The sequence below is a fragment of the Nocardia brasiliensis NBRC 14402 genome, assembly GCF_000308475.2.
GTDB classification, from domain to species: Bacteria; Actinomycetota; Actinomycetes; order Mycobacteriales; family Mycobacteriaceae; genus Nocardia; species Nocardia brasiliensis.
In genome coordinates, this window is sequence record NZ_BAFT02000030.1 from 44,196 (window position 1) to 61,028 (window position 16,833).

Below are 16,833 nucleotides of genomic sequence, written 5' to 3' on the forward strand. Positions count from 1 at the left end.
CGAATATCCGCGATGTGGTACGGCTATGCCGAACGCAACAGTCCCGCCGTTAGCCGACCGTGACCACGGGCTCGCCCGAGCCGACGTCCTCGCCCATTTCCTCGGCGATCCGCATGGCCTCTTCGATCAGCGTTTCGACGATCTGCGCCTCCGGCACAGTCTTGATGACCTCGCCCTTCACGAAGATCTGGCCCTTGCCGTTGCCCGAGGCCACACCGAGATCCGCTTCCCGGGCCTCGCCCGGTCCGTTGACGACGCAACCCATCACGGCCACCCGCAGCGGCACCTCCATGCCCTCCAGTCCGGCGGACACCTCGTTGGCCAAGGTGTACACGTCAACCTGAGCGCGCCCACAGGACGGGCAGGAGACGATCTCGAGCTTGCGCGGCCGCAGATTCAGCGACTGCAGGATCTGGCCACCGACCTTGATCTCCTCGGCGGGCGGCGCGGACAGCGAAACCCGGATGGTGTCGCCGATGCCCTCCGAGAGCAGCGCACCGAATGCCACCGCGGACTTGATCGTGCCCTGGAACGCCGGACCCGCCTCGGTCACGCCGAGATGCAGCGGGTAGTCGCTCTGCGCGGCCAGCTGCCGGTACGCCTCCACCATGATCACCGGGTCGTTGTGCTTGACCGAGATCTTGATATCGCCGAAGCCGTGCTCCTCGAACAGGCTCGCCTCCCACAGCGCGGACTCGACCAGCGCCTCCGGGGTGGCCTTGCCGTACTTCTCCAGCATCCGCTTGTCCAGCGAACCGGCGTTGACACCGATCCGGATCGGGATGCCCGCGGCGCCGGCCGCCTTGGCGACCTCGCCGACTCGACCGTCGAATTCCTTGATGTTGCCGGGATTCACGCGCACCGCGGCACAGCCCGCGTCGATCGCGGCGAAGATGTAGCGGGGCTGGAAATGGATATCGGCGATCACCGGGATCTGACTCTTGCGCGCGATCGTCGCCAGCGCGTCCGCGTCTTCCTGACGCGGACAGGCCACCCGCACGATGTCGCAGCCCGAAGCGGTGAGCTCCGCGATCTGCTGCAGGGTGGCGTTGATGTCGTGGGTCTTGGTGGTGGTCATCGACTGCACGGAGATCGGGTGATCGCTGCCCACTCCGACATTGCCCACCATCAGCTGGCGGGTCTTGCGTCGAGGTGCGAGAACGGCCGCGGGTGCGGCGGGCATCCCCAATCCGATTGTGCTGGTCACCTTCGGCTGCCTACTTTCCGTCCGTACATTCCGGGCCGTTCGCCTACGAGCTTAGTCGCGCCCGCCGAACGGCCACCCTGTGACGCCCGCGACAACGTGCTCTCCCCTAGGGCCGGCGACAGGGTACCGCGCCGGCGAAACTCAGAACAGTTTGATCGGATTCACGATGTCGGCCACCAGGGTGAGCACCATGTACGCGCCGCCGATCACCACCGCGACGTAGGTGACCGGCAACAACTTCAGATAGTCCACCGGCCCACCGGGGGCGAGTCCCTTCCAGCCGCGGATGGTGTTGCGGACCTTCTCGTAGAGGACCACCGCCATGTGGCCGCCGTCGAGCGGCAGCAACGGCAGGATGTTGAACGCGCCGAGGAAGAAGTTCAGGCTGGCCAGCACCAGGATGAAGACGTTCCACAGGCCGCGTTCGGCGGTCTCGCCGCCGATCTTGCTGGCGCCGTACACGCTGACCGGGGTCTCCGCGTCGCGCTCGCCGCCGGTCACCGCGCTCCACAGCGCGGTCACCTTCTGCGGCAACTGGGCCAGCGACTGGAAAGTGCGCACGAACATGTCACCGGTGAACGCGCCGGCCGCGGGAATAGCGGCCAGGACGTTGTATTGGACCGGCTCGTAGAAGTCCATGCCGACGCCGACTGCGCTGACCTCACGCCCCGCACCGCCACCCTCGGGGTAGCGCACGACCCGCTCCGGGGTCACCGGGATGGTGAGGCTCTGCCCCTTGCGATCGACGGTGTAGGTGAACGGACCGTTCTGCTTCTGGGTCTCGGACTGGAATTCCTTCCAGGTCTTCACGTTCACCCCGTTGACCGCGGTCACCAGGTCACCGCGTTGCAGTCCCGCGCGCTGCGCCGGACCGGTACCGGTGCACGGTTGCATGCTGCCGTCCGGATTCTGTTGCGCCACACAGTCCATCACCCCGAGCGCGGTGGCGGGCGGCTGATCGAACCGGGGCAGGCCCCACCCGACGGCGAGGAACACCACCAGGATGTAGCCGAGCAGGAAGTTCATCGCGATACCGCCCGACATCACCACCATCCGTTTCCAGGTGGCCTGGCGATACATCGCGCGTTCGACCTCTTCGGGCTGCAACTCGTCCAGCGCGGTCATGCCCGCGATATCGCAGAAACCGCCGAGCGGGAGCGCTTTGAGCCCGTACTCGGTCTCACCCCGCCGGAACGAGAAGATCTTCGGCCCGAATCCGATGAAGTACCGCCGCACCTTCATACCGGTGGCTTGCGCGGTCCACATGTGCCCGCATTCGTGCAGCGCAATCGAAATCGTGATGCCTAGAGCGAACAGCACGAAACCCAACGCGAACACCATGTGATTTACAGCCCTCCTGCTGTGCGCAGCTCGCCTGATGACATGCGGCCGCCCGGTCCGGCCGCCCACAAACCCGGGTGCGCGAGTCCGTCGCGGCCGCGAGCCCACGACCACAGTAACCGGACACCCATCAGCCCCGGGTGCTCAGTCTGCCAGCCGAGGCTCACTTCGCGAGTCGGAAACCCTCGGACGCGGGTCCGCGCCGGACGGCACGGTCGGCCCCGCCTACGCGGGATCGACCCGGCCGCGGGTGAAATCGCGGGCCCAGGTGTCGGCGGCCAGGACCTCGGCGAGCGACGTGGGTTCGGGCCGCCACTGGTCGGCGGCCTCGACCGCCGCCGCGACGGTGCGCACGATCTCGGGGAAGCGGATCTTGCCGTCGAGAAACGCCTGCACCGCGACCTCGTTGGCGGCGTTGTAGACGGCGGTGACGCTGCCGCCCGCCTCGCCCGCCCGCCGGGCCAGATCGATGGCCGGGAAGACCGCGCTGTCGACCGGCTCGAAGGTCCAGGTGGAGGCAGTGCCCCAATCGCAGGAGGCGGCCGCGCCGGGCACCCGGTCCGGCCAGCCGAGGGCCAGCGCGATCGGCAGTTTCATATCCGGCGGGCTCGCCTGCGCCAGCGTGGAACCGTCGGTGAAGGTGACCATCGAGTGCACGATCGACTGCGGGTGCACGGTGACGTCGATGCGGTCGTACGGAATGCCGAACAGCAGGTGCGTCTCGATCAACTCGAGGCCCTTGTTCACCAGCGAGGCCGAATTGAGCGTGTTCATCGGGCCCATCGACCACGTCGGATGTGTCTTGGCCTCAGCCGGATTCACCGATTCCAGCATCTCGGTGGTCCAGCCGCGGAACGGACCGCCCGATGCGGTGAGCACGAGACGGTCCACCTCGTCGGCCCGCCCGCCGCGCAGGCACTGGGCCAGCGCGGAATGCTCCGAATCGACGGGCACGATCTGGCCGGGTGCGGCCGCGCGGGTGACGAGTGAACCACCCGCGACCAACGACTCCTTGTTGGCCAGCGCCAACCTGGTACCCGAGTGCAGGGTGGCCAGGGTGGGCTCGAGGCCGAGCGAGCCGACCAACGCGTTGAGCACGACGTCGGCCTCGGTGCGGCGGACCAGTTCGGTCACCGCCGCGGGCCCGGCGAGCTCCAGATCCAATTGCGCGGCGGCGGCCGGGTCGGCAACCGCGACATTGCGCGTCCCGGTGGCCGCCATCTGCTGCGCCAGCAGCGCCGTATTACCGCCGCGCGCCGCCAGGCCGACCACCTCGAACCGGTCGGGATTGGCGGCGATCACCTCGAGCGCTTGGGTACCAATGGATCCGGTGCTGCCGAGGAGCAGGACTTTCACGATGTCGGACACCCGTTCATTGTGGCGCACAGAAAAGTTCGCGCGACGGGCGTGGCCCGACTGTCAACGACGCCCCGTCGTATGTCACGATATCGAGCAGCAGTCCCTTCGAGGTCGTACCGGAACCCGCGGTACCCGAACCAGCTAAGGAGCGATCGTGGCCGCCACGGAACTCGAACCCGCCAGCACCGAGCGCGGCATCGTCACTCACGTGGACACCGCCGAGGTCCCCTCCGCCGCCTGGGGTTGGAGCGGCGAATCGCCCAAGACCTTCCGCGTCGCGGGCTGGATCACCGCGCTCATCCTGATCGCGATGGTGATCGGCAACCACAAGGGACATGTCGAGGACATCTTCCTGATCGGCTTCGCCGCCGCCATCGTCGCCATCCTGATCCGCGACTCGATCCTCAAGCGCAAGCCGCGGTAGGGAATCGTCCCGCCCGCGCGGACGTGGTGCCGCGGACGACGCCTGCTCGACGGCGCCACCGCATCACACTGACTTCGGTGATCGCCGCGGTTGCCGGCAAGGCGCATCATGGCCTCTGCGAACGCGCGGGGTGACCGACCTCGACCCGGTCACCGACGTGCTCCGGCGGCAACGCGTGAAGTGGCGAGTGGGGACACGTCGATGTAGCGGCCCCCGCTCGCTCAGCGTCCGCGGCGCTTCGCCGGCTTCTTCTTGGGCTGAGATTTCCCGGCAGTCGGCCGCTTGGCCGGTGTCTTCTTCTGTGGCGCAGGGCTTTTCGCGCGCGTGGCCGGTGAGCGGGAGCTGCGTTCGGAGCGGCCCCGCACAACGCCGACGAACTCCTCGACCAAGTCCGTGGTGCGCGCAGCGGGCCAAGCCAGGGCGATCTCGGTGTCCGCACGATCCATGACGGTGCGGTAGACGACATCCTTGCGGGCGTGCAGCCGCGCGATCGAATGCGGCACCACGGTCACCCCGACGCCCGCGGCCACCAATTCGATGGCGTCCGCAGCCGCGTCGATATCCGTGGCGTCCTGCATCCACTCGCCGGACAGGTCCGCCATGCCGACCTGGTCGAAAGCCGAGATCGGGTGATCCTTCGGCACCACGACGACCGGCACCTCCCGATAAAGCGGAATCGCGCTCATCCCGTCCCGATCGATCGGCAGCCGGACGAAGCACAGATCCACCCGCTCGTCGCGCAACGCCGACTCCTGCTCCGCCATCGGCAGCGCCACCACCTCGAGCGGGATGTCCGGAAACCGCTCACCCCAGATCCGCGTCCACTTCGACACCGTGACGCCGGGCACGAACCCCACCCGCAACGCGGGCGCCGCCGCCGGAGTCTCGGCCGCCACCTCCTCCGCTCGCGCGATCAACTCCCGCGCCGCCTCCAGCAGTTCCACCCCGTCCGCCGTCAGCTGCGTCGGTTGCGCGCCCGGCACGAACAGTTTCGTACCGAGTTCCGCTTCCAGATCGATCACCGTCTGACTCAACCGCTGCCGCGAAATGTTCAGCCCCTTCGCCGCCCGCGCGAAATGCAATTCCTCGGCAACCGCGACAAACCACCGCAGGCGCGCGATATCGATCGACTCGAACCGGCTCATGCAGGGAAGCGTATCCGTACCGGATAGGCTGGTGCAGTGAGCGAGCGACAGCGAGTGAATCGAAGGCACGGCGCCCTCAGGCTTACGACGGAGCCGAGCGTCAGCGAGGCGCAGCCGTGAGCCTGGACCCGCAGCAGATGAAGCCCCTGACCGCAGCCAACAAGCTGGGCATCTATCTCCCCGCGGCTCCCGAATCCTTCCGAACCACTCCCCTGTCCCGCGCCGACCTCGAGGCCTTGCGCACCGATCCCCCGGAGTGGCTCACCGAACTCCGCCGCACCGGCCCCTTCCCGCGCGATATCACCGCCCGCAAACTCGGCATCTCCAACTCCGGCCTCTCCCGCGCCGGCGTCGCCGACGCCCTCACCGCCGACGAGATCGCCGCCCTCCTCGCCGACCCGCCGGAATGGCTGACCCGCGAACGCGAAACCTACGCCGAAGTCCGCAAGGAAAACGAGCGCATCGCCACCAAGGAAGCCGAGCGCCGCGCCGCCACCAACCGCCCGGCCAAGAACCGCTTCTGACCGTTCTGCTCGCTGCGGGTTGTCGGCCGCGGCCGGTAGAACAAGTGCCGCAGCCGCTACGGCACGGCTGGGGAGCCGCCCGCCACCACCGGCAGTCCGGCGGCTTTCCAGGCTCGGAAGCCGCCCACCAGGTCGGTGGCGTCACGTATGCCTAGTTCGCGGGCGTCGCGGGCGGCGAAGCTGGAGGCGTAGCCTTCGTTGCAGAAGATCACGACCGGTGTATCCGGGGTGAGGTCGGGGAGCCGATGGTCGCCGTGCGGGTCGAGGCGCCATTCCAGGACGATGCGTTCGACCACGACCGCGCCGGGAATCTCGCCCTCTGCCGACCGGTTCGCGTAGGGCCGGATGTCGACCAGCAAGGCGCCTGCGGTGCGCAACGATTCAGCCTGCTCGGGACTGACGCGCACCAGGTTCTCGCGCGCCCGGGCGAGCAACGCCTCGGCGCTCATGCGCCGGAAACATCTGCGAGAGTGCGGTATTCGCGCATCGGCCGCAGCGGCGGCGAGTAGGCGTGCACCGTCGCGGCGTCGTGGGCGCTGGTGTTGCGCAGCCGGTGCGCCCGCTCCGGACCGAACGCCACCGTGCTCCCGGCGCGGCGCTGAGCGGCACGGACCGGACTGTTCGGGAACGCGAATTCCTCGTCCAGTTCGCCGTGCAGGACCGTGAACGAACCCGAGGCGCCCCCGTGATCGTGCGGTTCCGTCCCCTGCCCCGGCATCCAGGACAGCAGCCACAATTCGACGCCCATCGTCAGCGCCAGCCGCACCCACCAGCGTTGCGCCGGATCGAAACGCACCATGTCGAGCAGCGGCACGGTCAGCTCGCGCGTCACCACACTTGTCAGCTCGTGCAGTTCATCGGGGGTCCACAGGGTGCGATCCGCTCGGACGAGCTCGTCGAGCAGCGGCAGATCGAGATCAGGGTGCAGGTCTTTGGCGTGCTTCAATTTCACCGGAAGTGACGTGGTCACAGTGCGCTCCTGGCAGAGGTGTGGCGTGCAAGGTCGGGTTACGTCACCGACGACACGCACAGGCCGCGACACGAACCAGGTCGACGACCCGGTCACTGGTCAGCAGAAGCCTTTGCACGAGTGCAGCTTACACAGCCCGCCGCCGCCATGGGGACGCTGCGCCCTGACAACAACCAGCCAGTCCACTAACCCGCCCGCATCTCCCGAACGAACTCGCGATACAGAAATTTCTGATGCAACCCCTCGAGATTGCCCGCATGCCGCCGAAACGGCACCATCGCCAGCCGCAACGGCCGCGTAACCGGCACCCCGGTCCCCCACTCCGCCACCGAAGCGACCGTTTCGATCAACCCGTCCTCGGTCGCGTTCCGCTCGGCGGAGTCCAGTCCGAGGTGCCGCAGCAACTGATCCCGTACCCCTTCCACGTCGAGCTCCAGCCGCCGCGCTTCCTCCTCGGTATCACAACGAGACAGCGCCCTACGGAAATCGACTGCACGAGAACGGTATTCATCGATTCGACCGCACACCATCTCCAGCCAGCGGTCCGGACTCGACCGCCCGCGATCCTGCAACGACCACAGCCGCCCACCTAGCAGCGGAAGCTGATACTCGAGCAGTTGCAGGCGTCGTCCCTCCCGCGGTCCGGCGACCTTGCGGATATCACTGGGAATCCCGCGAACCGCGGAAATAACCTCCTCGATCGTGTTCTCCGGAACGCCGTCGTCGAACAGATCGAACATGACCGAGAAATCACGCCGCAGCGGATGCGGCGTATACGCAACACCATTCACCTTCGCCCGCGCCGAGTAACGCAGCGAACGCACGAGTGTGGCAATCAGCCACAATTGCTGGTGCGTGTCCGCGATCAGGTTGCGGAACTGTCCCTCCATCGCGAACGACGAGGCCCGCGCCCATTGACCGAACGCGTCGAGTTCCACACCGTCCACGCCGCCGATCCGAGCGCGGTGATGGTCGTCGATCCGGACGTTTTCCCACTGGTAGTCCGCCCACGCCGCGATGTTCGCCAGCATGCGCTGACCGCCGCCGCGCTCCTGCACCTCTCGATCCGCTCTGCGGGTCTTGTCGATGAACCGCAGCATGGTCTCGACACCGGTTGTCTTCAGCGTCTCCATCGCCGCGGCTTCGGCGGCGTCGAGCGCGGGCCGATCCTGCGGGCCGATCGCCATCGGCACCGCGATTCGGAGGTCGAACAGATGACGCAGGATTCGCGGATAAGTACCGTAGTCGGCGGCCACCGGATTCAATTTTGTCGGGTGCGGCACCAGCACTTCGTCGAAGTAGATCAGGGACTGTACGAGTTCCGCATAACACTGCTGCGCAAAAGGATCGCGCGGCCTTGCCGGTTGCCGGGAATTCTGCGAAAGAATGAATTCCTCCGCGCTGATGAACGTCGTGACGTCCACCATGACACGATTCGACATCAACCGCTCCGCGACTCCGCCAGTACCTGAATGAACCAACGGACCGAATCGGGTTCGCCCGCAACTGTTTCGGCGAATGTCGGTTCGCGTTGCGCGAGAAACTGCGGCTGCAGTGGTAGTTGACTCCGCCCGTCGCCGCCGGTCGCCGTGCGGCCCATGGCAGTGGCCAACCCGATGCCCGCCACCCCGTCCCAAACCTTCTGGTTCGGCCGGTAGAACAGGTCGAATTGCTGGTCCGGCGCCTGTGTCCACGCGGACAGATCGATGCAGGTGCGAACCATGTCCAGCGTCTGAGAGGTGGTGCGCAGCTTCATCGCGCACCCGATATCCGCGAGCGGGGCTTCGAAATTCCGGGGCACCGAACCTTTGCTGCGTGTGACGGACGCGCGTCGCGGTTTCGCCGCCGCCGTCAACTGCGGGGCCGGCTGCCCGTTCACGACGACCTCCCCGGACCAGTGGATCGCGATCGGCGTCCGGCCGGCACCCAATTCGGGCGCGAGCACATAGGCGGCCACCGGCACGCCCGCGTCGAGAAGGCACACGACACTGCAGAATTCACGCCCGTCCGGCGAGACGAACTCGCTGGTGCCGTCGATCGGGTCGATGATCCAGGTCGGCTCGCCCGAACTCGGCAGCTCGGCCTCGTCCTCCTCCGCGACGAACCGAGACCCCGGATAGTGCCGTTGAATGGTCTCGATGATCGCCGTCTGCGTCGCGAGATCCGCCTCCGACAGCAACGTGTCATCGGCCTTCCGATCTACCTGCAACGATGCGAGATTCTTCCGATACCCGCCGAGCAACGGCAGCAACTGCTCGTCCAATGCCTTCCACAACGATCCGACATCGCTCAAGGGAGCCCTCCGCACGAGTTGGTCCTCTGAGGGTAGCTAAATCACCGGCTCCTTTGAGCCGATGCTCACGAATCCGACACGAACGCCGACCTGCGCGCTTCGGCTCTCCCGCCGAACAGACTCCCATGCAACGGGTTTCAGGTTGGATGCCCACCGGTTCGCCTGCTGGGTAGTGTGCGGACGGCGTTCCTACGCAACGCCCCTGCCGGCGGGTGCCACCTGCTAATTGTCGGCAGTAGCGAATTCTGGGTGCGCCGGGGCGGCCTCGGCCGTCGGCTGCATGATGAAATCGCCGCCGCGCTTGGCGATGTCGCGCGATCGCACGGTGACGAGTTGCGTGACCTGCTCCATCAACGGTTGAAACAGGACGGAGCCGGGTCGACTTGGCGGTGCGCCGGTCCGGGTACGTCATGGACGCACTGGTCACGACCGACACCGGGGCGGCAACCGCGGTCGTCCTCGATACCGGCGCCGCTTCAGCCGAGGAGTTCGCCCGCCATCTCCGGCCCCAGCAGCGACGTGCGGCGCTGCTGACAGCATCCGGTACGCAGCGGAAAGGGTATCGTCTGCCCGCCTGGCAGCTGTTCGAGAATCGGCCGACTCCGCAGGTCGCGGCGTAGCTCCAACAAACTGGACGGTGGTCCAATACTGTGCTGCGGTTAACACTCAGCAAGTCTTGCTTGTGACGACTCGCCGACTACCGTTGAAGTCATACATTCATGCGGAATCGCTATCGTCAGCGGGGCTGCGCGACGCCCACGCCGTCGCGGGACAAGTCCGCAATCCCGAACCGATGCGCGGTACCGCCGTGCCGACAGGCCGAAACCGAGGATGAGTGCGCATGACCCGATCGACGAAACTCGTTGCCGTGGTGGCATGTACGGCTGCCATCGTGGCCGGCTCGGTCACATCGGCCCAGGCCGACCCGGAACCCGCGGGCCTCCGGTACACCGCGCAGGCCGTCGGCACTTCGATGACCCTTACCACGGACACAGGCTCCCTCGACACCGCCGACGACCGCCTCGAGATCCGAGACAACGACGGCAACCTGATGGCCGCGTTCCCGCTCGGCTACTACCGGGACAACCAGCGCTACCCGATCGCCGCCGTCATCGACGGCAACACCGCGACCCTGACCCCGAGCGTCGACCCCGCGACCGCGACACCCGCCCCCGGCACCACCGACCAACTGCACGACGTCGCCCTGGACCCCACCTCCCCCGCGTTCGGCGCCGCCCTGTCGACCTTCTCCACCGTCGTCGGCATCGGCACCGCCCTGGGCACCATCATCGGCACCCTCGTCGGCGCGTCCCTCGGTTGCCTCCTCGGCGGCCTCCTCGTCGGCGGCGCCGCCACCCTCCCCACCTTCGGCGTCCTCACCATCCCCGGGTTCCTCGGCGGCTGCATCGTCACCGCCATCCCCGGCGCCGCCCTCGGCGCCATAGTCGGCACCATCGCCTTCGGCGTCCCCGCCATCATCATCGGCGGCATCCTCCTCGCCGGCACCCTCGGTGCGATGTGAGGCGCGACGCAGAGCCTCGGGCGCTCAACTGCTGTCGTCGGATACCCAACTGTCGATTCGACACGACAAAGGGGAATTCCCGCCGAAGGTGTGGCTCCACTTCGTCGGCCGGTCCTGGCGATAGACTGATCGTGCAAGCACTCTCATCGAGAAGAGACCACAGATGGACCCGACGCACGGCGAGCGGAGATACCACAAGCCTGTCGCCGTCCCGGAAAACCTACACCTCTTGGTCGGTCCGACCACCGGCGTCGTCCACCTCCCTGCTCACCTGGATTGGTCCGGTCATGCGGAATACGATCTCGACCGCCCAGGTCGGATCGTCGATCTCTACCGCACGGTGATCAACGAAGCTGCCAGCGCGAGTGACCTGCACACTTATCTCAACGAATCAGTACTCGAGCGACTCTGGTCCTACATGTGGCTTCCCGTGCAGACCAAACTCGCCTGAGAGAATCGATTTCCCGAGCTCGCCCAACTGAGCCGACTGGCTTCGGCGTACGCGTCCAGTGGAGCCACACCATCGCAAACTCGCCGAAATCGCACTCTCGGTAGCCGGTGACCAGGGCTTCGCGCTGGCCGGAGGTTACGCCATCCGTGTGCACGGTATGGGCGAACGTCCCAGCGGCGACGTCGATCTTTCACCGACTGGCACCGTCGTGCCGACTTCCCCGGTGCCCGGTCCGCACCCACGACCGCCAGGCTGTCGTGCCGTGGTGGAATTCCTCTGCGCCGCAGCGCTGTTACCGTCGCAGCTGCCGCTGTCGCGGTGAGTGCGTCGGTTTCGGAGAGCACCAATCGCTGACCGGTGGCAGCGGTGATCGATTGCACGGCAGCCGATTTCGTCGCGTCGAGCCCCATCAGGAATACCATGGTGATGTGCTCGGGCAGTTCTGAGATGCGCGTGGCGACGGGATATGGGCGACTCGACGTCACCGGGACGACCGAGGCTCGAATCGCCGTGTGTTCGGTCAGGAGTGCGGTGTAGTCCTCCATTGCCGTCCAGCACGAGCGACTCGTCCGTTCGTGGAGGCCGCTTCCGTCCCACACCGCGACCACCGCGACACCGAGGGAATTCGAGGTTGGCGCGACGTCGTGGTTCGTGCCGGAATCGATGTGACTGGTCATTGCCGATGCCTCGCTCTCACGGACTCGGGCGCGGACGTGATGTATGGATCTTGGAAAATCCGAAACCAACCGCCAGCGCGCTGAGCGGTGATCGACGGGCGGGTCAGCCGCGTCCGTGACGTCGTTCGTAGGCTTCCCGGGCCGCGGCACCTCGTTGGCGTTCGCGCTGGTCGGCCAGTGCCGGGTCGAGGCCGTGTTTGGCGAGGCGAGCGCGACGGTAGACGTACATGAGCGCGGTGGTGAAGTAGATGAGCGGCAGGTACAGCAGTGCCATCATCGCCAGCCCCATCCACAGTGGGCCGGGGATCAGCAGGAACAGGCACAGCGGCGGAATGATCGGGATCAGGATGCGCAGCAGGTAGCGTCGCGCTGCGCCCGCTCCGGTGAGATCTTGGATCACCCACTCCGACATCGATGTCGGCAAGGTGCCGCCGGTGATGTAGCGGATCCGTTGCGTGAGTTTGGGTGTGGTGCGTTCGGTCATGGGGTGCTCCGGGCGAGGGCGGGCGCCAGCTCCCGGGCACAGGCGATGGCGTCGGGTGTGTGGTCGAACAGGTGTGCCGTGCCTCCGGCGGGCAGCGCGCCGATGGCGGTCAGCCGCCGCTGGTGGTCTTCGCGCAGGCCCGACATCAACACGATGACGTGGTGGTGTTCGAGTTTGCTGATGGCGTCCTTGAGCACCAGCGCGCCGGTGGTGTCCAGGGCGGTGACGTGGGACATGCGCAGGATGACGACGTGGACGTCGGAGACCTCGGCGAGTTCGAGCAGGAACCGGTGGGCGGCGGCGAAGAACAGTGGTCCGTCGAGACGGAAGGCCACGATGTGGTCGTGCAGCAGGTCGTGTTCCTCGGCCAGGTGATCGGTGTCCTCGATCGGCAGTTCGAGCGGGATCTGATGTAGCCGAGCCTCTTTGGCCACCGACCGCAGTGCGAGCAGCACCGCGATCGCGACCCCGACGGCGACCGCGGTCACCAGGTCGAGCGCGACGGTGACGACGAAGGTAACCGCCATGATGGCGGCATCGCCCTTGGACGCCCGGGCGATCGCGGACAGTGACGCGGTCTCGACCATCCGTACGGTCGTCGCCAGCAGCACCCCGGCCAGCGCGGCAAGCGGAATATCGGCGACCAGTGGCGCGGCCAGGTAGATGATCGCGGCCAGGATGACCGCGTGGGTGAGCGCGGCGAGGCGAGTGCGGGCACCGGAGCGCACATTGACCGCGGTGCGGGCGATCGCGCCGGTGGCCGGGACGCCGCCGAACAGGGGTGCGGCGATATTGGCCAGCCCTTGGCCGAGCAGTTCCCGGTCGGGGTTGTGCCGGGTGCCCACAGCCATGGAATCCGCGGCGGTCGCGGACAGCAGCGACTCCAACGCCGCGAGCGCGGCCACGGCCATCGCGGGCGCGAGTAGCGAACCCAGTTGGTCGAGGTGCACGAATCCCAGTGTGGGAGCGGACAACCCGGCCGGCAGTGCGCCGATCGGAGCCAGGTCGAGATCGAACAATCGCGCGGCCACGGTGGCGGCTGCCACGGCGATCAACGCGAACGGCAGTTTCGGGAGCCAGCGACCGCCGATCAGCATGATCGCGGCCACGGTGAGCGCGGTGACCAGTGTCAGGTGATGCGGCCCTGAGATGTATTGGCGCAGTGCATCGATCGCGACCTGCCACACCTTCTCGCCTTCGGCGTGGGTGATGCCGAGGGCGGACGGGAACTGCTGCAGCGCAATAACGACCGCGATACCGGCGGTGAAACCCTCGATCACCGGAGCCGGCATGTATCGAACTACCCGTCCGACCCCGGCGACCGCGAGCACCACCAGCACGAGGCCGGCCATCAGCCCCACGGCCAGCACCCCGCTCCCCCCATGCCGGTGGAAGATCGGCACCAGGACCACGGTCATGGCGCCGGTCGGCCCGGACACTTGGAAGCGGGAGCCGCCGAACACCGCAGCCACGATGCCCGCGACGACGGCGGTCGCGAGACCGGCTGCAGCACCGAGCCCGGAGGAGATGCCGAAACCGAGCGCCAGTGGCAGCGCCACCAGCGCAACGATCAATCCGGACAGCAGGTCCGCTCCCGGGGAGCGGACCGCGGGTTTCCAGTCCGACCAGGCCGGTAGCAGCGCTCGCACGGTCAGCGCCCCTGGGCGGCGGTGCCGTCCGAAGGCGCCTCGGCGAGAAGAGTTTTCAGCGCGGCCAGCTGCTCACGCAGTTGTTCGGGCAGCCGGTTGCCGCCGATAGTGGCGTACCAATCGTCGATCGATCCGATTTCGGTCACCCAATCGTCGGTGTTCACCGCGAGCGCGGCGGCGGCGAGTTCACGCTCGGCGGCGGACAGACCGTCGAGATCGAGGGCCTGCGCGGTCGGCACGTAGCCGATGGGCGTCGTCTCGGCGGGCGCGGTGCCGTCCAAGCGCTCCAACGCCCATTTCAGCACCCGCACATTGTCACCGAAGCCGGGCCAGAGGAACTTGCCGTCGGCGCTGCGCCGGAACCAGTTGACCTGGAAGATCTTCGGCAGTTGCGCACCCTCGCGGTCGGCGAGCGAGAGCCAGTGCGCGAAGTAGTCGCCGACGTGATAGCCCAGGAACGGCAGCATGGCCATGGGGTCGCGGCGCACGACACCGACTTTGCCGGCTGCGGCGGCGGTGGTCTCCGAGGACAATACCGAGGCGGTGAACACTCCGTGGGCCCAGTCGAAGGTTTCGGTCACCAGCGGGATGGTGGAGGCGCGGCGGCCGCCGAAGAAGATCGCCGAGATCGGCACGCCAGCGGGGTCGTTCCACTCCGGGGCCACCGAGGGGCACTGTTCGATCGGGGTACAGTAACGCGAATTCGGGTGTGCGGCAGTGGTTCCCGAGGCCGGGGTCCAGTCCTTGCCGTGCCAGTCGATCAGGTGGTCCGGTGCTTCGTCGGTCAGCCCTTCCCACCAGATGTCGCCGTCGTCGGTGCGGGCGGTGTTGGTGAAGATGGAGTTGCCTCGGTCGATGGTGGCGATGGCGTTGGGGTTGGTCTTGGCTCCGGTTCCCGGTGCGACACCGAAGAATCCGGCTTCGGGGTTCACCGCGTAGAGCCGACCGTCCGCGCCGAAACGCATCCACGCGATGTCGTCACCGACCGTTTCGGCTTTCCAGCCCGGGAGTGCGGGTTCGAGCATGGCGAGGTTGGTCTTGCCGCAGGAGGACGGAAACGCCGCCGCGATGTAGTGCGTCTTACCCTGCGGCGAAGTCAGTTTCAGGATGAGCATGTGCTCGGCCAGCCAGCCCTCGTCGCGCCCGAGCACCGAGGCGATGCGCAGCGCGAAACACTTCTTGCCCAGCAGCGCGTTGCCGCCGTACCCGGAGCCGTAGCTCCAAATGGTGCGGGCCTCCGGGAAATGTGAGATGTACTTGGTCTTGTCGCACGGCCACGCGACATCGTCTTGACCGTCGCCCAGCGGCGCACCCACCGAGTGCAGGCACTTGACGAATTCGGTGTCCACGGTGAGCTTGTCCCACACCGCCGCGCCGGAGCGGGTCATGATCTGCATGGACGCCGCGACGTACTCCGAATCGGTGATCTGCACACCGAACTTCGGGTCTTCGGCGTTCAAAGGCCCCATGCAGAAGGCGATCACGTACATGGTGCGACCGGCCATCGACCCGCGATAATGCTCGGTCATGACGGTGCGCATGTCGACCGGGTCGACCCAGTTGTTCGTCGGCCCGGCATCGTCCTTGTTCTCTGAACAGATGAACGTCCGGTCCTCCACCCGCGCTACATCCTCCGGGTCGGAGACACACCAGAAGGAGTTCGGCTTCTGCTCCAGCGGCACGAACGTGCCCTTGCCCACCAGGATGCCGGTGAGCCGGTCCCACTCCTCGCGGGAGCCGTCGCAGAACACGATGCGCTCTGGTGCGGTGAGTTCGGCGACCTCGGCCACCCAGGCGAGCACGCCCTCGTTTTCGGTCGGTGCCGAAGCGGCCCCTGTGACAGCGGTGGACTGATTGGTCACGGCGAGTTCTCCTTCGCAAAACTGCTAGGTAGTGAGTTTAGAAAAGCTGCAATCAGTGAGGACGCGCACACCCCCCGACCGGGTGTGCGGGTTCGTTTACGCGGGCTGTTCCAGCGCTTCGACCTGGCCCGCGACCACGCCGGTGAGGATGGCTCGGGCGGCGGCGAGTAGTTCGGCGACGTCGGAGGTGGTGAGTTCGTAGGTCACCGAGAGCCCTTCGCGACGGGCGGCGACCAATCCGGCGCGGCGCAGGATCGACAGCTGTTGGGAGAGGTTGGCTGGCTCGACGCCGATCTCGGTGAGCATTTCCGACACGGCGTGCTCACGCTCGCTGAGCAACTCCAGCACCCGGATGCGCACCGGATGGCCGAGGGTTTTGAAGAAGTCGGCCTTCATCTGATAGAGCGGCCGTTGCAGTCCTGGCATGTGCGCGCCACTCCTTCCGCTGACGGCGGGGACCGATGACCGCCCTGTTGATTGCGAAGTTTAGCAAACAGCGCAACTACGCTGACAGCCGCGTATCGCTCGCGCCGCGAAGCCACCTCACCACAGCCGGGCGCAGCGTGTCCGGGCAGAGGTCGAGGCGACTGACCCCGGCCACGACTGTAAGCGTGTGATGGTCCAAGCGTGACAGCGCAGTGGACGTCGTGTTCGTTCAGTCGGACCAAACGAATCCCGACACTGTCGGCGGCTGTGCGTGAAGCGCTGTGCGAATCCGCACCGCGAGCAACTGCCGACGCGGTGGTCGATGAGTAAAGGTCGACTAGGTTCCTCGATTGCTGATTGCGACCCTATTCGACTGCGATCACATCCCGACAGACCACTGGTCGCACCCTTATCCTCACCCATTTTCCCAGGTCGGATCGTTTCGCCGGGAATCGGAATTGCACGGTGCCAGTCAGCCGGGAACATTGCGAGCCCGTGG

The 16,833-nt window shown here is 66.8% G+C and carries 18 protein-coding genes; 5 read left to right on the plus strand and 13 right to left on the minus strand.

The window, feature by feature from the left end; genetic code table 11:
* Positions 1–49 precede the first annotated feature (49 nt).
* From ispG to dxr, 3 genes are all read right to left on the minus strand, one after another.
* Positions 50–1,207 carry a flavodoxin-dependent (E)-4-hydroxy-3-methylbut-2-enyl-diphosphate synthase gene (ispG, locus tag TY25_RS08550; RefSeq protein WP_014986990.1) on the minus strand — a complete coding sequence of 386 codons (1,158 nt, stop codon included), beginning with the start codon at positions 1,205–1,207 and terminating at the stop codon, positions 50–52.
* Positions 1,208–1,348: 141 nt separating this feature from the next.
* Positions 1,349–2,548, minus strand: a complete 1,200-nt coding sequence (locus tag TY25_RS08555) for a M50 family metallopeptidase (RefSeq protein WP_042255378.1) — start codon at positions 2,546–2,548, stop codon at positions 1,349–1,351.
* Positions 2,549–2,773: 225 nt separating this feature from the next.
* Positions 2,774–3,916 (minus strand): 1-deoxy-D-xylulose-5-phosphate reductoisomerase, encoded by a 1,143-nt coding sequence (gene dxr, locus TY25_RS08560; protein ID WP_042255427.1) that lies wholly within the window; start codon positions 3,914–3,916, stop codon positions 2,774–2,776.
* Positions 3,917–4,061: 145 nt separating this feature from the next.
* On the opposite strand from dxr, the gene TY25_RS08565 reads away from it, so the two are divergent.
* Positions 4,062–4,331, plus strand: a complete 270-nt coding sequence (locus tag TY25_RS08565) for a DUF2631 domain-containing protein (protein ID WP_029893099.1) — start codon at positions 4,062–4,064, stop codon at positions 4,329–4,331.
* A 221-nt stretch (positions 4,332–4,552) separates the two neighbouring features.
* Here TY25_RS08565 and TY25_RS08570 read toward each other — a convergent pair whose 3' ends face one another.
* Positions 4,553–5,476: a LysR family transcriptional regulator gene (locus TY25_RS08570; protein ID WP_042255379.1), complete on the minus strand. Its 924-nt coding sequence runs from the start codon at positions 5,474–5,476 to the stop codon at positions 4,553–4,555.
* Between the two features lie 137 nt (positions 5,477–5,613).
* On the opposite strand from TY25_RS08570, the gene TY25_RS08575 reads away from it, so the two are divergent.
* Positions 5,614–6,000 (plus strand): DUF5997 family protein, encoded by a 387-nt coding sequence (locus tag TY25_RS08575; RefSeq protein WP_041564607.1) that lies wholly within the window; start codon positions 5,614–5,616, stop codon positions 5,998–6,000.
* 56 nt (positions 6,001–6,056) lie between these two features.
* Here the strand turns inward: TY25_RS08575 and TY25_RS08580 are convergent, their stop codons facing one another.
* From TY25_RS08580 to TY25_RS44425, 5 genes are all read right to left on the minus strand, one after another.
* Complete coding sequence (locus tag TY25_RS08580; protein WP_042255380.1) at positions 6,057–6,449, minus strand: rhodanese-like domain-containing protein; 393 nt, start codon at positions 6,447–6,449, stop codon at positions 6,057–6,059.
* Entirely contained in the window at positions 6,446–6,970 is a 525-nt protein-coding gene (locus tag TY25_RS08585) for a cysteine dioxygenase (RefSeq protein ID WP_042255381.1), read from the minus strand. Before TY25_RS08585 ends, TY25_RS08580 begins: the two co-directional genes overlap by 4 nt.
* 185 nt (positions 6,971–7,155) lie before the next feature.
* Positions 7,156–8,412 carry a hypothetical protein gene (locus TY25_RS08590; RefSeq protein WP_042255382.1) on the minus strand — a complete coding sequence of 419 codons (1,257 nt, stop codon included), beginning with the start codon at positions 8,410–8,412 and terminating at the stop codon, positions 7,156–7,158.
* Positions 8,412–9,263 carry an inositol monophosphatase family protein gene (locus TY25_RS08595; protein WP_042255383.1) on the minus strand — a complete coding sequence of 284 codons (852 nt, stop codon included), beginning with the start codon at positions 9,261–9,263 and terminating at the stop codon, positions 8,412–8,414. The genes TY25_RS08590 and TY25_RS08595 overlap by 1 nt, the downstream gene beginning before the upstream one ends.
* A gap of 222 nt (positions 9,264–9,485) precedes the next feature.
* Positions 9,486–9,614: a hypothetical protein gene (locus TY25_RS44425; protein ID WP_256656762.1), complete on the minus strand. Its 129-nt coding sequence runs from the start codon at positions 9,612–9,614 to the stop codon at positions 9,486–9,488.
* A 32-nt stretch (positions 9,615–9,646) separates the two neighbouring features.
* Between TY25_RS44425 and TY25_RS08600 the strand changes: the two genes are divergently transcribed.
* The 3 genes from TY25_RS08600 to TY25_RS08610 all read left to right on the plus strand — a co-directional run bounded on the left by TY25_RS08600 (position 9,647) and on the right by TY25_RS08610 (position 11,236).
* Positions 9,647–9,883: a hypothetical protein gene (locus tag TY25_RS08600; protein WP_146153908.1), complete on the plus strand. Its 237-nt coding sequence runs from the start codon at positions 9,647–9,649 to the stop codon at positions 9,881–9,883.
* Positions 9,884–10,104: 221 nt separating this feature from the next.
* Entirely contained in the window at positions 10,105–10,785 is a 681-nt protein-coding gene (locus tag TY25_RS08605; protein WP_042255385.1) for a DUF8020 domain-containing protein, read from the plus strand.
* Positions 10,786–10,948: 163 nt separating this feature from the next.
* A complete protein-coding gene (locus tag TY25_RS08610; protein ID WP_042255386.1) occupies positions 10,949–11,236 on the plus strand; it encodes a hypothetical protein in 288 nt (95 codons plus the stop codon).
* A 780-nt stretch (positions 11,237–12,016) separates the two neighbouring features.
* Here TY25_RS08610 and TY25_RS08625 read toward each other — a convergent pair.
* From TY25_RS08625 to TY25_RS08640, 4 genes are all read right to left on the minus strand, one after another.
* Positions 12,017–12,397 carry a DUF5313 family protein gene (locus TY25_RS08625; protein ID WP_042255389.1) on the minus strand — a complete coding sequence of 127 codons (381 nt, stop codon included), beginning with the start codon at positions 12,395–12,397 and terminating at the stop codon, positions 12,017–12,019.
* Positions 12,394–14,046, minus strand: coding sequence for a SulP family inorganic anion transporter (locus tag TY25_RS08630; RefSeq protein ID WP_042255390.1), 1,653 nt, complete (start codon positions 14,044–14,046; stop codon positions 12,394–12,396). Before TY25_RS08630 ends, TY25_RS08625 begins: the two co-directional genes overlap by 4 nt.
* A gap of 2 nt (positions 14,047–14,048) precedes the next feature.
* Positions 14,049–15,908, minus strand: coding sequence for a phosphoenolpyruvate carboxykinase (GTP) (locus tag TY25_RS08635; protein WP_042255391.1), 1,860 nt, complete (start codon positions 15,906–15,908; stop codon positions 14,049–14,051).
* Between the two features lie 96 nt (positions 15,909–16,004).
* Positions 16,005–16,334, minus strand: a complete 330-nt coding sequence (locus TY25_RS08640) for an ArsR/SmtB family transcription factor (RefSeq protein WP_042255392.1) — start codon at positions 16,332–16,334, stop codon at positions 16,005–16,007.
* Positions 16,335–16,833: the final 499 nt, after the last annotated feature.

Excerpts from the sequence above, each read along its gene's own strand:
- TY25_RS44425 (WP_256656762.1), bottom strand. The coding sequence starts at position 9,614 with ATGGAGCAGGTCACGCAACTCGTCACCGTGCGATCGCGCGACATCGCC.
- TY25_RS08625 (WP_042255389.1), bottom strand. The coding sequence starts at position 12,397 with ATGACCGAACGCACCACACCCAAACTCACGCAACGGATCCGCTACATC.
- TY25_RS08575 (WP_041564607.1), top strand. The coding sequence starts at position 5,614 with ATGAAGCCCCTGACCGCAGCCAACAAGCTGGGCATCTATCTCCCCGCG.
- TY25_RS08590 (WP_042255382.1), bottom strand. The coding sequence starts at position 8,412 with ATGTCGAATCGTGTCATGGTGGACGTCACGACGTTCATCAGCGCGGAG.
- TY25_RS08570 (WP_042255379.1), bottom strand. The coding sequence starts at position 5,476 with ATGAGCCGGTTCGAGTCGATCGATATCGCGCGCCTGCGGTGGTTTGTC.
- TY25_RS08640 (WP_042255392.1), bottom strand. The coding sequence starts at position 16,334 with ATGCCAGGACTGCAACGGCCGCTCTATCAGATGAAGGCCGACTTCTTC.
- TY25_RS08605 (WP_042255385.1), top strand. The coding sequence starts at position 10,105 with ATGACCCGATCGACGAAACTCGTTGCCGTGGTGGCATGTACGGCTGCC.
- TY25_RS08610 (WP_042255386.1), top strand. The coding sequence starts at position 10,949 with ATGGACCCGACGCACGGCGAGCGGAGATACCACAAGCCTGTCGCCGTC.
- TY25_RS08555 (WP_042255378.1), bottom strand. The coding sequence starts at position 2,548 with ATGGTGTTCGCGTTGGGTTTCGTGCTGTTCGCTCTAGGCATCACGATT.
- TY25_RS08580 (WP_042255380.1), bottom strand. The coding sequence starts at position 6,449 with ATGAGCGCCGAGGCGTTGCTCGCCCGGGCGCGCGAGAACCTGGTGCGC.